The sequence below is a fragment of the Vibrio sp. Y51_MX_L26 genome (genome assembly GCF_024181935.1).
Taxonomy (GTDB): Bacteria; Pseudomonadota; Gammaproteobacteria; order Enterobacterales; family Vibrionaceae; genus Vibrio; species Vibrio diabolicus.
The window spans coordinates 46,139-59,793 of the sequence record NZ_JAMZAS010000006.1 but is presented as its reverse complement, the minus strand read 5'-3'; the positions used below and the strand labels follow the sequence as shown (position 1 = coordinate 59,793).

The window sequence follows — 13,655 nt, the reverse complement described above, 5'->3', positions numbered from 1 at the left end:
AAGGAAGAAAGGAATGAATATAGGGTTTACTGCCATTATTGCTGATGATGAACCGTTATTGAGGCGTCATCTTGATAAAAGCCTAGCTGAAGTGTGGCCAGAGCTAGAGGTAATAGCCAAAGTTGCAGATGGTGAACAAGCGTTGCAAGCTATTGAGCACAACCAACCTGACATTGCGTTTCTTGATATTCGTATGCCAGTTTTGGATGGCATGACACTAGCGCAAAAACTCAATCAACTCGCCAATCCACCTTTGATTGTGTTTGTCACCGCGTACGATGATTACGCCATCAAAGCCTTTGAACAAAATGCCGCCGATTATTTGCTCAAGCCTATCTCGGATGAGCGCCTCCTGACGACGTGTGAAAGAGTGAAAGCACGCCTTGCTAAGCGAGATTAAGAAAGCAGTAATGTGCAGATGAGCAGCCTGTTAGAACAGTTGCAGCAATTCTCCGCGCCACAAACGCCGCAATATCTTCAGTGGATCAAAGCGACGCAAGGGGAAGATATTCATCTGATTGCTACGTCTGATGTGTTGTATTTCAAAGCGGAAGAAAAATACGTTTCTGTGTATGCACAACAAGGACAAGGCAAAGTGCAGGAGTATTTGATTCGTACATCGTTGAAAGAGTTGATAGGGCAGCTTAACCCAGAACAGTTCTGGCAAGTGCACCGTTCAAGCGTGGTGCAAGTGTGCAAAATTAGCAAAGTAAACAAAGACTTTGCAGGCAGAATGTTTGTTCACGTTGGAGAAAATAAGCTCCCTGTGAGCCGTGCATCTCAAAGTTTGTTCAAAGGAATGTAATCGCTAGAACTGCTCACTCTTTACACTGTAAACTCGCTACTCTTAACCCAAATTATCAAGGAAGATAAATGAGTTATCGCGTCACCCTCTTAAATGCGACGGGAGAGTTGTCTCCAATCGCTGAGTATTTGCATCAGAAACTTGATGACCTGAGCTCACAGCTTTCTAGTTACTTTGATTTAAGTAACAACGATTTAAGTAGCAACGATTTAAGTAACGTCGACCTGACCATTAGCCCGTTTGATCGCAATGACGTACCGCAGACGGGGATTGGTGGCTATTGCTTAAGCGCCCATCGTGTAGAGATTCTTCTTGATACTCAACGTGCAGATATTAAAAACGTGATTGATAAAGAACTAGCTGCGGTGCTAGCGCATGAGTTGCATCACCTGTTCCGTATGCGAGCGGGAGAGAATGGCGTTGCGCTTGGTGATGTGCTGATTATGGAAGGGTTAGCTTGTCATTTCGAACGTAAGGTGAATGGTGGCGTCACTCCGAGCTTGTTTGAGAACATCAAAGATCAAGATTGGCGTCCTTTCTATGCTGAGATGAAAGACAAGCTGACCAGTTTAGATTACAACTTCGATGCTTACTTTCTTGGCAGTGATGAAAGCCGCTGGCCGAAGTACATGGGGTATTGGGTCGGGTACAACCTTGTCGCGGAATATCTGGCTGATTTTCAGGGCTCTGAGCTGGATTTGGTTGGAGCAAAAGCCGAGCTTTTCTATCAATAACTCCGTTACTAAACTTAAACTAATAAGCTGAGCCTTCAAAACAAAAAGCGCCTAAGTCATAAGACGTTAGGCGCTTTTATCGTTTTATAGTGACGACTTCTTCGAAGAGGCGAGTGTGCTTATTCGCTGATCGTCACCTTCTCAATAATGATTGGATCGCATGGCACATCATCATGACCAAGCTTAGAAGTTGTTTTCACTTTCGCGATGCGATTTACGACATCCATACCCGCGGTCACTTTACCAAATACCGCGTAACCCCAGCCTAGGTTGGTGGTTGCGGTGTGGTCTAGGAAATCGTTGTCTTCCAAGTTAATGAAAAACTGTGCCGTTGCAGAGTGCGGTGCATCGGTACGCGCCATTGCGATAGTGCCAACAAGGTTCTTTAGACCACGGTTTGCTTCGTTTGCGATTGGGGCGCGTGTTGGCTTTTCTGCCATGTCTTCGGTGTGACCGCCACCTTGGATCATAAAGCCGTCGATAACGCGGTGGAAAATGGTGCCGTCGTAAAAGCCATCTTCACAGTATTTTTTGAAGTTCTTTGAGCTAACTGGCGCTCGTTCTAGATTCAATTCAATTTCGATGTCACCGAAATTGGTGGTCATGATAATCATCTGGTTTTGCCCTTATGGGTGCTTAGTTGGCGGCATTATAGCTAGGGTCTGTTGACCTTTCGAGCTGATTTTTGCAGCGAATTGTTGGGTGTTTACACAAGGCAGAGGCTTTGCTGTGTAGCTAGCCTACATGAGAAGTCGATAACGCAGTAGAAAGATCCAACAAATGCTGCCCAAAGGGTTCGGCTAAAATCGTTTTATGCTTCGTTAAGGAGTATTTGCTTAGAGTGACTAGGCGACACACTCCTTGCCTCGCCTAAAACGATTTTATCTCGAACAAAATTTAACCACGAAAGATCAACAGACCCTAAGACTTCTGAGGATAGCAGAAATAAAAACAGCGACGTTAAGGCGTCGCTGTTTCTACTATTAAGTATGGTTAAGGAAGTTAAACCGTGAAGCGTCCCACTAAGTCGTAAAGCTCGTTGGCTTTGTGATTGAGGTTTTGGCTGCCCGAGCGATTTTGATTGGCAAGGTGTGCCGATTGACTACTTTGCTGAGAAATGACTTCGATGCGTTGTGAAATCTCTTGTCCAACTTGGCTTTGCTCTTCGGTCGCGGTAGCGATCAGCGTGTTCATGTCCATGATATTCGCAATCGCTGCTTGAATATCTTGCAGCGCAACCGATGCAGCACGTGCTTCTTCTACTGTCGCTTCGCCACGTGCTTGGCTAGATTCCATCGCTTTTACTGCGGCATCCGATCCAGCTTTAAGTTGATCGATCATCTTGTGAATGTCACCTGTGCTGTCCTGAGTGCGGCTTGCAAGCTTACGCACTTCATCCGCTACAACTGCGAATCCGCGTCCTTGGTCGCCCGCTCGTGCCGCTTCAATGGCGGCATTTAGCGCAAGCAAGTTGGTTTGTTCAGCAATATCTTGGATGACTTCAAGTGAGGATGAGATGTTCTGCACGTCACTCTCTAGACGTGAAATTACAGTGCTTGCTTCAGAGACCTCATTCGCTAGCGCTTCAACGGAATTAGCGGCGGAGTCTACGATGTGTTTCGCTTGTTGTGCGTTGTCATCGGCGTTTTTAGCGGAATCGGCGGCTTGGTTTGCGTTGCCAGAGATCTCGTGAGCGGTGGCCGTCATTTCTGTCATTGCTGTCGCGACTTGTTCCGTTTCCTCACGTTGACCAGAAGCCAATTCATCCACTTGTGAGGCGCGTTGAGACATGTTGTTAGTTTCTGATACTACCTCTTGTCCGACATGGCTGACGCTCTTAATAATTCCTTGCAAGCTCTCAACGAAGATATTGAAGTTATGCGCGAGCTGCTTAAATTCTGGCACGCTAGATTCTTCCATACGCGCGGTTAAGTCGGCGTCACCTTGCGCGAAAGATTGGATTGAGCTGTCAAACTGTTCGATAGGGCGCATAATGCTACGGTTGACGAGTACGGCAAAAATGGCCACGACAACGGCAATAGAGACACAAAACATAGCAATAGCGGCTAAGGTATTGTTTAGCTCATCGTTTGCTGTGTTTTCCATCTCTGTAATGATCGCATCGATATCATCAGTATAAAAACCTGTGCCAATCATAATATCCCACTTGGGAATGAAGATGGAGTAGCTGAGTTTTGGTAATGCTTCGGTTTGCCCTAACTTAGGGAAGTAGTAGGTTGTGAAGTCACCCGTTTTGGCGTTTTTCAACAGGTCTTGGATCAGGTAGTTGCCTTTTTTGTCTTGAAGGTTATAGAAGTTTTCTCCAACCCCTTTGTTGTTTTTTCCGACAACAACACGCACGCCTTTTGAGTCGTACGCAAAAATATAACCTGATTGGCCGAACTCTAGCTCTTTGAGCACTGGAATGGCTTCTTGCAATGAGGCATTACGATCCAATAACGGTTTGAGTGCGGAATGAGCCATCTGCACATAGTTTTTCAGTTCCGCTTTCTTCATCGCCATCATCGTCGTGTGCGTATGATTGATTTGTTGTTGGTTGTAGGTACTGGTTTGGAGGTAGGTAAACCACATCATACCCAAAGCAATCGTTAACACGGGAATGATGGAAAGAATATAAAGTCGCTTTCTTATCGTTAGATTCATAGGTACTTCCTTACGTCTCGGCGCAGCGTTACAAATTGGTAAACTTCAATAGCTTTACCAAATAAAAGTGTTAATAATTATTTTTGTACTGATTGCAGATTAACCGAGTTGGCGGGTGAGAAGTACAGGAAGTTGGTGATCGTGGACGAGAGAGACTCACATTTTTAAGCAGGATCACAATTAGCGAGAGCATTGGCCCGAGTTGCAGCGGGAGCTACCAGTAAGCCAGTATGAGACACGATACCTATTGTTGGCAAAGCGCAGGTAAAGCCAGTCGGCAATTGGTTTGAGTAATGGCCAACGTAGTGGTGCATATAGCCAACCTCGTCCGACCAACTGCCATGCTCGGTGAGTCACATCAAGACCAAGTATCAGTTCATTATTATCATTCAGCGCATGCAAAATCGTATTGGCTTTTTTTGCGTCTATCTGTGGGTAATCAGAAAAGTCATCGCTGTAGATATCGACGATTTTTATCGCTTGTTTTACATCTCGTCGCTTAAGTGCGTGCATTTCTTTGGCGCACAGTGGGCAAGTTCCGTCATAAAATATGGTGAGTTTTGTCATTGCGATCGTCTTATTATTTGATTTGGCTTACTGAGTTCTACGTGGCGATTTTTCTTTTGGTTCATTATGTTGCAGGTAGTGGTTCCAATTCGCGCGTATGTTCTCGTAGTTGTATTGGCAAAAGTCTTTGCGATCTCGTAGGTAGTCTTTTTCAACTTCATCGAGAAGCGACTTGTACTGTTCCGGATCACTGCCGTACACCAAACATAAGGTAGAGAAGTAGCGTTGCAAATCAAAACTGTGCTCATCAATGTACTCACCGAAGTCGTAGTAGTCCGGTCTGTCATCGGACTCAAATGCGAACATGTCGGCGGCGCTAATGGCCATCTCTGCGCCATCTTCTAGGAAGTCAATCATTAAGATCGTGGCAAAATTATCGACGGCATCTTCTTCTTTTCCGAGAACAGGGATGTTTTGATCTTCGATGTAAGCATGCCCGGCTTCATGCAGCAAGGTGTGTAATAACGTATCTAACGCCCCTGTTTTTGGGGATTTTCCAAGGCGTTCTTCATACTGGTTATTGGAGAAGTAATTGAGTGATTCCAAATAAAAAGTGTAGGGAATGTGTATCGTGTGCGTATCGGGATCGTACATTGGGCCATCTTCTCCGCCGTAAACTAGTGTGAGTGGTTTGCGAAATGGAAAGTGGATCTGAGATAGCTCAACAAAAATTGGGTTTACATCGCTGTTTTGGATAGATTGCAGGGCGATGTTTTCATGGGTTGTTTCCACGGGAGAATATTCAATACGGATATTTTCCGCTGCAGTGGCAGATGAGATGGCACAGAGTAATAGCACAGGGAAAAGCGAATGAATTTTCATGTAGGGCTCTTGTTATTTGAATAGCTTACATAAAAATTATACATGTTTTTGTATGATGCATAATTGGGATTGTTTTTATCACCCAGAATCGGGTAGTTAGCCTCGAAAGACTACCATGACAACACCGTACATTTTGGTTGCTGGGCTCTCCAGAAAGCCTATCAAAACACGTTGTACTCAGTAGACCATAGATAAGTGATTGGCTTTTAAGGTTTATTTTTTTGGTGAGGCTAAGTTGAATTCGCTTCGCTCTTTTGTCTGTAAAAATGCTATTCAGCAGTTAATCATTATGGAACGAAACCATGGGGTTGGTGAATGTCACTGAATTGAAGAAAATTATCAGCAATATGTTATAATCCGGCTCCGTTGTGACGAAAACGTTTGTTGCAGCTTGAGAGTTTCCTTGGATTCGGCTCGTTTATACACCATGAGCCAGAGTTAAAAAACTACGACAGGAACAAGCAAACCCAATTGTTTTGAACGCGATCTCGGCGTTTAGAGGTTACAACGGGAAGGAACTTTGTTTGATAGTAATTGACACATTCTGTTTAAGTAAGGGAGCCCAATGTGGTTCAGAAAGTGTCACCCAGAATTTACTCACAACACTATACCCCAAGCAGTCACGCGCAGGTATTGCGAGGGGGCATTTGAAGGAGCTATATCGGCTCCTTTCACATTTAAGGGCTTGCTAACAGCGGAAAACTGACACATCGCTAAAGGAGCGTCCCTTAAACTAGCCTAAGGCGCATCTACACCAACTTTTGAGTATTTTCGAAACAGTAAAGCGAGAACATTTGCTATTGAATGAAGGTTAAATTAACACTCGATCATTACGGAGGATGAAGAGAACAATAATAAGAGGCGATATGAATCATTTAATATCTGTAGGTGCACTGGAGTCCTTCTTGGTCGCAATCAGTGTGCTTTTCCTGGGGCATTTTATTAATGCTAAGCTACCGATTTTAAAGAAGTTCAACATACCTGAGCCGATTGTAGGTGGCCTTATTGTGGCTTGCATGATTACTGCTCTTCATTTCAACGGCATCGACTTGGAGTTCGATTTGCCGTTACAAAATACGTTTATGTTAATGTTTTTTGCGACGGTTGGTTTGGCCGCAAATTACACTCAGTTGATGAAAGGAGGTGCGAAGGTTTTTATCTTCTTAGCTGTCGCATCGTTTTACATCATCATACAAAACGGCGTTGGCGTTTCACTCGCGGCAGCGCTCGGTTTAGATCCTTTGATGGGGTTAATTGCTGGCTCGATTACTCTGTCTGGTGGCCATGGTACAGGTGCTGCGTGGTCACAAACCTTCCAAGACGTGTATGGATTGGATAACGTTTTGGAAATAGCGATGGCATCAGCCACTTTTGGTTTGATCATCGGCGGTATCATTGGTAGCCCAGTGGCACAGCGCCTCGTAGAAAAAAACAGCATTGAATCGGAGTATGGTCGTGGTGGTCGGGATGCCAAAACTCACGAAAAATTCCCTGAGTTGGTGACCTACAACGAATACGAAGAAGATAAAGTAACGGCGAAAAAAGTGGTGGAGAAACTCTTCTTCCTACTGATCTGTGTTACGGGGGCGAAGTATGTTGAGCAATGGGTTAGCACGTATGAAATCTCATGGTTGATGATTCCAGACTTTGTATATGCGCTGTTCATTGGTGTGATCATCACGAACTTCTTAGAGGTGACCAAGCTTCGTAAGTTAGACGCAGAAACCGTCGATATGCTCGGTACCGTTTCTTTGTCATTGTTCTTGGCGATGGCATTAATGAGCTTGAAGTTATGGAATATCTTTGACTTAGCGATTCCATTCTTGGTCATTTTGGCTGTGCAGTCTGTGGTCTTAGCTATCTTCACTTACTACGTTACGTTCAAAGTGATGGGACGCAACTATGACGCTGCGGTTATTGCGGGTGGTCACTGTGGTTTTGGCTTGGGGGCAACCCCAACAGCCGTGATGAACATGGGCTCTATCGTTAACCGATTTGGCCCGTCGCCGCAGGCATTTATGGTGGTGCCAATTGTGGGGGCTTTCTTTATCGACATCGTTAACTTAATCATTTTACAAGGTTACATTTCATTCCTTGGTTAAATTTAAGTTCATGATCTCCTGAGGTCGAAATAAAAACGGTCACAACACAGGTTGTGACCGTTTTTTTATGGCTCGATTTTGGCCGTTTATCGAACGACGGATTATTGAATGGTTCGGCTGAACTTGAGACTAGCTGTCCAACCAAGAACGCCGATGAAAGCGTAAATGCCAACGTTTAACCAACCCGCTTGAGGAATTGCATTAAATGGGCTTGGTGCAACAATGGCGTGCAGTGGAAGGTAAAGCACTTCGGAGAAGAACTGATCTAGGCCGTAATAGCCAAATAGTGCGATTGGCATCCAGCGCAGCGCATAAATGGCGATAAACAAAATGACCAGTGGTGAGTTCACTTTCTGAGAAATAGCCATTGCGGTTAATGCCAGCGGTAACAGTAGAATACTGGCGAACAACATTCTGATTAAAAACTCTCCCCAATGCAGCAGCACGTAACCTAACGAGGCTTGGCGGTACAATAAAGCCAATTGGTGATCGGTAGAGATGTTCAGCAACCACAGCATCAAATCTGCTGCGAGCACAAGCGCCGAGCAAACGAGCGGAATCACCAATAAGCCAAACCCTAGCTTCACTAAGTGAGTTTTTATATCGCTGACCGGCATACTGCGCCAAAACATAATACTGCCCTCTGCGCGCTCTTTGCGCAGTGTTCTCGGGAAGTATTGAACGGCTAACAAGATAGACAGCAGTCCCGCCCCGCCGGTGATCAACATGTTTACATCGTCACCAAGCTCTTTGTGAATGTCACTGACATCGCCACCAAAGCTCATTTGGAAAAACATATTGTGTTGTAGAGTGTCGTTGCTCATTAAACTGACAAAGAGAATAAGTCCACATGCCAACACAAACAGTGGAATACGTAAAACAAGAGGGTTTTCCAACCACTCTTTTTGCAACATCGCGACAACTGAACGCATTACGCTGCCTCCTTCTGCAATGCTAAAAATAGATCCGCTAACTTCACCCCATGGATGGTCCCCATTGTTTCTGCTTGTTGGGCATACTGGGCAGTGAGTAACCATTTCGTTGAACCGAGCCCTTTTTGTGACGAGAGTGGGTTCATCGCTTCAATTTGTGTGCGGTGCTCGTCGTTGGCTTCAAGAATGAAATAGTCTTCACTGATACTGTCCATCGAGGTTTGCAGAACGGGGCGACCATGCTTAAGAATCAGCACATCTGTCAGCAAGTGCTCAATCTCTGATACTTCATGACTGGCGATGATCAACACGCGCTCGCCGTCGTGAAACCATTCCAATAAGTGACGATAAAACGTATCACGATACACGAGATCTAACCCGAGTGTCGGTTCATCCAATATGAGGATTTGGGTGTTAGTCGCGATTACAATCGCGAGGTGCAATTGCACCTTCATCCCTTTGGATAAAGATTTGATGCGCGCACGAGGTTTGATGTCCGTTTGACGAAGCAGCGTATCTGCTTGAGCGCGATTGAACCCTGGATGCACGCCTTCGGTATAGTTAAGCAGTTGAGCGACAGTCATCCAATCTGGCAGAACGTTCACATCCGAGATATAGGATAAGCTCCGCATTATTTTGTCGCGTTGCATAATGGGTTCAAATCCGTTGATACGAACAGTGCCTTGATATTCATGTGCGCCGAGTAGGGCATTAATAAGCGTTGATTTACCTGCGCCATTATGGCCGAGTAAGCCAAGTACTTGTCCTGCATGTAGGTCGAAACTCACTTCATGCAGTGCTTCTCCTTGTTGCTGATATTGCTTGGAGACGTTGTTTACACTGACTAATGCGCTCATTGGTCACCTTTCAAGTGTGGTTTTAGTTGTTGAATGAATTCGTCGAGTGACATATCCAGACGCTGTATTGTGCCGGCTATCTGCGGAATTTGTTGTTGAAGAAAACGTGCCTTCTCGTCTGCGAGCAATTTGAGCTTTGCCCCTGAAGCGACAAACATACCTTGACCGCGTTTTTTCTCTACTAACCCCTCATCAACAAGCAATTGATAGCCTTTCATGACGGTGAGGTGGTTAATTTTCATATCCGCAGAGATGCTACGAACTGAGGGTAGAGCATCGCCTTCTTGCCAGATACCTTGCAGTATTTGTTGAGTGATCTGGTCAGCCAACTGTCGAAAAATCGGTTGGCGATCATGCCAATTGGTCATGAGTGAATCTCTTGGCTGAAATGGTGTTATATATAGGTATAACACCTAGTGTGCCGGAGAGAAAGTAATAATTTAAAATTAAGCGTATGTTCCAGCCTTCGCTTTCCCTAAATATCTACCTATGTGATAGCTATTTTGAAGACTTTATTGTGAACATAAATTAGACACTTCTCATAAGTTGAGAAGTGTTATTTTTCTAATCCAATCAAGGTATTTACCACCAGCTTGGTATTGGTATTCTCATATAATGATAATCAGTGGGATTTGGGGTGCATCCATTTCTTACTTGATGAGAATTTGTGGCAAATACACCCTAGAAAACAAAAGGTTCGAGAGGCAATCTGATTGACTTAGGCACCTATCTCACGTTGAGCGCTTGCTCAATGAATGAGAAAGAGGAGAGTAAAGAGGTCTCATGAATCAGGTAATATCTATCGGCCCACAAGAGTCGTTTCTCGTCGCAATTTGCGTGTTATTTTTAGGGCAGTTCATTAACACCAAATTACCAACCTTAAAGAAATTCAATATCCCAGAGCCAATTGTTGGTGGTCTAGTCGTGGCTTGCGTGCTCACGACGATGCACTTAAATGGTGTGGATGTATCATTTGATTTGCCACTGCAAAACACCTTTATGCTGATGTTTTTTGCGACGGTTGGCTTGGCCGCGAATTACACCCAACTTATTAAAGGCGGTACGAAGGTTTTCATCTTCCTTGTTGTGGCATCGGTCTACATTCTTATCCAAAATGCGGTCGGCGTATCCTTAGCAACCGCATTGGGATTAGATCCACTCATGGGGTTGATCGCCGGCTCTATTACGCTTTCTGGCGGACATGGAACTGGTGCGGCGTGGTCGCAAACTTTTCAAGAAATGTATGGTTTGCACAATGTCCTAGAAGTGGCGATGGCTTCTGCTACGTTTGGCTTGGTCATGGGCGGGATTATTGGCAGCCCTGTCGCGCAAAAGTTACTCAACAAGCACAACTTAGAATCGGAATACGGACGCACCAACCAAAGCCATCAGAGTTTCCCTGAATTGGTGACCTATAACGAACATGAAGAAGATCGTGTCACGGCGAAAAGAGTTGTAGAAAGCTTATCCATTATTTTGCTTTGCGTGACAGGCGCGAGCTATCTGGAGAGTTGGGTGAGCAGTTTTGGCATCAAGTGGTTAATGATCCCAGATTTTGTTTATGCGCTGTTTATTGGTGTTGTCATCACCAACATCATGGAAGTGACCAAGGTGCGCAAGGTTGATTTAGAAACCGTTGATATTCTTGGTACGGTTTCGCTATCGCTGTTCCTTGCCATGGCTCTGATGAGCTTGAAATTGTGGAATATCTTTGATCTTGCGATCCCATTCCTTATTATTCTTGCTATTCAGTCTGCCGTACTCGCGGTGTTCACTTATTACGTAACATTCCGCATGATGGGCAGTAATTACGATGCCGCGGTGATCGCCAGTGGACACTGTGGTTTCGGTTTAGGTGCCACACCGACTGCGGTCATGAATATGGGCTCTATCGTGAGTCGTTATGGTCCATCACCACAAGCATTTATGGTAGTACCAATTGTCGGTGCATTCTTCATCGACATTGTGAACTTAGTGATTTTGCAAGGCTGCATTGCTTTTATTAAATAGCCCCCGCTTCTTTCAACTTAACATAACAAAGCCAGTCCCTTGAGATTGGCTTTGTTATTTGTAACACGAAATCTTGTTTCTCTGACTTCAAGCCGTGAAATCAATACGTTACTATGATGACATAGTGTTCAGTTTTACAGCAGCATGAGGTACCCACATGTCTGAAAAAATATCGACGTCGGCATTAGCTAAAATGCGCAAGGTTGAAGCCAAGCTGTTGTTTGCCGATCTCAAACGTGCTGGCTACATTGTTCGCCAAGACGAAAAATGGATTCTGACGGAAGAAGGCGCCAAGTTTGGCGGCGAGTATGTGGATCACCCTAAATTTGGCCAGTTCATCGTCTGGCCGACCAATTTACATATTGAGCTGACTTCCAGCTCAGGGAAAACATTAAGCGCCACGCAGCTGGGTGAAAAGCTGAAACTGAATGCGAAGCGCATGAACCAACTGTTGAGTGAGTTGGGGTGGAGCGCCAAATCTGAAGAAGGTTGGAGTGTCACTGAAGCTGGTATACGCGCTGGTGGCCAGCAAAGAACCGATAAAGAGACACAAAATACCTTTGTCGTATGGCACGATGTGGTGCTGCGTAATAAGCGTCTTAAGCAGTCTGTCATTGAATTTTTAGGGCAAGATGCGGAGTCACACTCCACGGATAAATCGTACTCAAGCTTTCGCCAAAAGTTTGAAGCCAAACACCGAACATTAGATGGGCATTACGTGCGCTCTAAGGGAGAGTTGCTCATCGACAACTGGCTGTACTTGGCTGGTGTGGTGCACGCTTATGAGCGTCAACTGCCGATTGACCAAGATGTCACCAGTGATTTTTATTTGCCAGGCGGTAAAGTCTATTTACAGTTTTGGGGAAGTGATACTGGGGAGATGGCTGAGGCTGACCGTGAGACCATTCGTACTGTTTATGAGCAGCATCATTTCAACCTTATCGAAGTCGAACCGAGTGAACTAGACAAGTTAGATGAAGTGCTTCCTAAGCGTCTTCGTCAGTTTGGTATTAAAGCTTATTAACGACTTAAGCCCGCTGTTCAGATAAGAAAAAACCCGTGATCAATCACGGGTTTCGTATTTTTAGCGTGCATCTAGGCTGTCATCCTATGGATTAAAAACCTTTGATGTTTTCCGCTTCTAGCTCCGAGAAGTACTTCACAGTCTTCACTTTCAGTTCTTGTTGAGCTGGCTCGTCACATACGATCACTGCTTTAGGGTGAAGTTGAAGTGCAGAAACCGTCCATAGGTGGTTTACACAACCTTCTACTGCTGCTTCAAGTGCTTGAGCTTTGTTATGACCTGTTACCAGAATCATCACTTCTTCTGCGTCTAGTAGTGTACCCACACCGATAGTCAGTGCGTATTTAGGCACTTGGTTGATATCGCCGTCAAAGAAGCGAGAGTTCGCAATGCGAGTGTCTTCAGTCAGTGTTTTGATGCGAGTACGAGAAGACAGAGATGACGCTGGCTCGTTGAACGCGATGTGACCGTCGTTACCCACGCCGCCCATGAAAAGGTTGATCTTGCCGTAAGACTTAATTTTGTCTTCGTAACGCTTACATTCTGCGTCGTGATCGTCAGTGTTACCGTTCAGTAGGTTGATGTTTTCTTCTTGGATATCAATGTGATTAAAGAAGTTGTTGTACATGAACGAGCGGTAAGACTCTGGGTGATCTGCAGGGATGCCAATGTACTCATCCATGTTGAAAGTCACGACGTTTTTGAAGCTCACTTCGCCGGCTTGGTAAAGCTCGATTAGGGCTTTGTAGGTTGCTAGAGGAGTGCCACCAGTTGGTAGACCCAGAACGAATGGACGCTCAGCAGTAGGTTTAAAGTCGTTGATACGCTTAGCGATATGCGCAGCTGCCCACTTACCTACTTGTGCTGCTCGAGTTAACGGGATAAGTCTCATTTTGTGCCCCTAGTTATTGGAATTTACGATGTACCGAAACATTAATTCGCATTATAAAATAAGTAATGACGAACTGCTATTGTTTTAGGTCAAAATTTTGCTTTTTCTTTAACCAGTGTTGATTTTATCGACTGTTTTTATATCTAAATGCTTTTATAAGCCGATTTTTTACAAAGAAATTGCATTATGAAACTGACGAATTGATAGATAAAATTTATGATCTAAATTAAGTTCTGTCTTCGCACT

12 protein-coding genes and 1 pseudogene are annotated in these 13,655 nt (G+C 44.7%); 5 read left to right on the top strand and 8 right to left on the bottom strand.

Features of this window, described 5'->3' with window-relative positions; translation table 11 throughout:
- The first annotated feature begins 13 nt into the window (after positions 1-13).
- Both NL645_RS14415 and NL645_RS14410 read left to right on the top strand, forming a co-directional pair.
- Positions 14-805, top strand: a pseudogene (locus NL645_RS14415) (LytR/AlgR family response regulator transcription factor).
- A 68-nt stretch (positions 806-873) separates the two neighbouring features.
- Positions 874-1,539 (top strand): DUF2268 domain-containing putative Zn-dependent protease, encoded by a 666-nt coding sequence (locus tag NL645_RS14410; protein WP_182035904.1) that lies wholly within the window; start codon positions 874-876, stop codon positions 1,537-1,539.
- Positions 1,540-1,658: 119 nt separating this feature from the next.
- On the opposite strand, the gene NL645_RS14405 is transcribed toward NL645_RS14410, so the two are convergent.
- The 4 genes from NL645_RS14405 to NL645_RS14390 form a co-directional block, all read right to left on the bottom strand.
- Positions 1,659-2,153, bottom strand: coding sequence for a peptidylprolyl isomerase (locus NL645_RS14405; RefSeq protein ID WP_005374458.1), 495 nt, complete (start codon positions 2,151-2,153; stop codon positions 1,659-1,661).
- Positions 2,154-2,541: 388 nt separating this feature from the next.
- Positions 2,542-4,203, bottom strand: a complete 1,662-nt coding sequence (locus NL645_RS14400; RefSeq protein ID WP_182035903.1) for a methyl-accepting chemotaxis protein — start codon at positions 4,201-4,203, stop codon at positions 2,542-2,544.
- A 180-nt stretch (positions 4,204-4,383) separates the two neighbouring features.
- Positions 4,384-4,770: a thiol-disulfide oxidoreductase DCC family protein gene (locus tag NL645_RS14395; RefSeq protein ID WP_182035902.1), complete on the bottom strand. Its 387-nt coding sequence runs from the start codon at positions 4,768-4,770 to the stop codon at positions 4,384-4,386.
- A 27-nt stretch (positions 4,771-4,797) separates the two neighbouring features.
- Positions 4,798-5,592, bottom strand: coding sequence for a DUF4344 domain-containing metallopeptidase (locus NL645_RS14390; protein WP_085344469.1), 795 nt, complete (start codon positions 5,590-5,592; stop codon positions 4,798-4,800).
- 866 nt (positions 5,593-6,458) lie between these two features.
- Between NL645_RS14390 and gltS (NL645_RS14385) the strand changes: the two genes are divergently transcribed.
- Entirely contained in the window at positions 6,459-7,694 is a 1,236-nt protein-coding gene (gltS, locus tag NL645_RS14385; RefSeq protein WP_006740921.1) for a sodium/glutamate symporter, read from the top strand.
- A gap of 101 nt (positions 7,695-7,795) precedes the next feature.
- On the opposite strand, the gene NL645_RS14380 is transcribed toward gltS (NL645_RS14385), so the two are convergent.
- Genes NL645_RS14380 through NL645_RS14370 form a run of 3 tightly spaced genes read right to left on the bottom strand, consistent with a single transcriptional unit; the run spans position 7,796 to position 9,851 of the window.
- A complete protein-coding gene (locus NL645_RS14380; protein WP_104973224.1) occupies positions 7,796-8,626 on the bottom strand; it encodes a hypothetical protein in 831 nt (276 codons plus the stop codon).
- Positions 8,626-9,483 carry an ABC transporter ATP-binding protein gene (locus tag NL645_RS14375; RefSeq protein WP_253651897.1) on the bottom strand — a complete coding sequence of 286 codons (858 nt, stop codon included), beginning with the start codon at positions 9,481-9,483 and terminating at the stop codon, positions 8,626-8,628. The genes NL645_RS14380 and NL645_RS14375 overlap by 1 nt, the downstream gene beginning before the upstream one ends.
- Entirely contained in the window at positions 9,480-9,851 is a 372-nt protein-coding gene (locus NL645_RS14370; RefSeq protein WP_085344466.1) for a GntR family transcriptional regulator, read from the bottom strand. The genes NL645_RS14375 and NL645_RS14370 overlap by 4 nt, the downstream gene beginning before the upstream one ends.
- 415 nt (positions 9,852-10,266) lie before the next feature.
- Here NL645_RS14370 and gltS (NL645_RS14365) point away from each other — a divergent pair, with 415 nt between their 5' ends.
- Positions 10,267-11,493, top strand: a complete 1,227-nt coding sequence (gene gltS / locus NL645_RS14365; RefSeq protein ID WP_253651896.1) for a sodium/glutamate symporter — start codon at positions 10,267-10,269, stop codon at positions 11,491-11,493.
- A 157-nt stretch (positions 11,494-11,650) separates the two neighbouring features.
- Complete coding sequence (locus NL645_RS14360) at positions 11,651-12,517, top strand: glycerol kinase (RefSeq protein WP_253651895.1); 867 nt, start codon at positions 11,651-11,653, stop codon at positions 12,515-12,517.
- 91 nt (positions 12,518-12,608) lie between these two features.
- Here the strand turns inward: NL645_RS14360 and nagB are convergent, their stop codons facing one another.
- Positions 12,609-13,409 (bottom strand): glucosamine-6-phosphate deaminase, encoded by an 801-nt coding sequence (nagB, locus tag NL645_RS14355; RefSeq protein ID WP_006740926.1) that lies wholly within the window; start codon positions 13,407-13,409, stop codon positions 12,609-12,611.
- Positions 13,410-13,655 lie beyond the last annotated feature (246 nt).

Excerpts from the sequence above, each read along its gene's own strand:
- NL645_RS14400 (WP_182035903.1), bottom strand. The coding sequence starts at position 4,203 with ATGAATCTAACGATAAGAAAGCGACTTTATATTCTTTCCATCATTCCC.
- NL645_RS14360 (WP_253651895.1), top strand. The coding sequence starts at position 11,651 with ATGTCTGAAAAAATATCGACGTCGGCATTAGCTAAAATGCGCAAGGTT.
- NL645_RS14405 (WP_005374458.1), bottom strand. The coding sequence starts at position 2,153 with ATGATTATCATGACCACCAATTTCGGTGACATCGAAATTGAATTGAAT.
- NL645_RS14380 (WP_104973224.1), bottom strand. The coding sequence starts at position 8,626 with ATGCGTTCAGTTGTCGCGATGTTGCAAAAAGAGTGGTTGGAAAACCCT.
- NL645_RS14410 (WP_182035904.1), top strand. The coding sequence starts at position 874 with ATGAGTTATCGCGTCACCCTCTTAAATGCGACGGGAGAGTTGTCTCCA.
- gltS (WP_006740921.1), top strand. The coding sequence starts at position 6,459 with ATGAATCATTTAATATCTGTAGGTGCACTGGAGTCCTTCTTGGTCGCA.
- NL645_RS14370 (WP_085344466.1), bottom strand. The coding sequence starts at position 9,851 with ATGACCAATTGGCATGATCGCCAACCGATTTTTCGACAGTTGGCTGAC.
- gltS (WP_253651896.1), top strand. The coding sequence starts at position 10,267 with ATGAATCAGGTAATATCTATCGGCCCACAAGAGTCGTTTCTCGTCGCA.
- nagB (WP_006740926.1), bottom strand. The coding sequence starts at position 13,409 with ATGAGACTTATCCCGTTAACTCGAGCAGCACAAGTAGGTAAGTGGGCA.
- NL645_RS14390 (WP_085344469.1), bottom strand. The coding sequence starts at position 5,592 with ATGAAAATTCATTCGCTTTTCCCTGTGCTATTACTCTGTGCCATCTCA.
- NL645_RS14375 (WP_253651897.1), bottom strand. The coding sequence starts at position 9,483 with ATGAGCGCATTAGTCAGTGTAAACAACGTCTCCAAGCAATATCAGCAA.
- NL645_RS14395 (WP_182035902.1), bottom strand. The coding sequence starts at position 4,770 with ATGACAAAACTCACCATATTTTATGACGGAACTTGCCCACTGTGCGCC.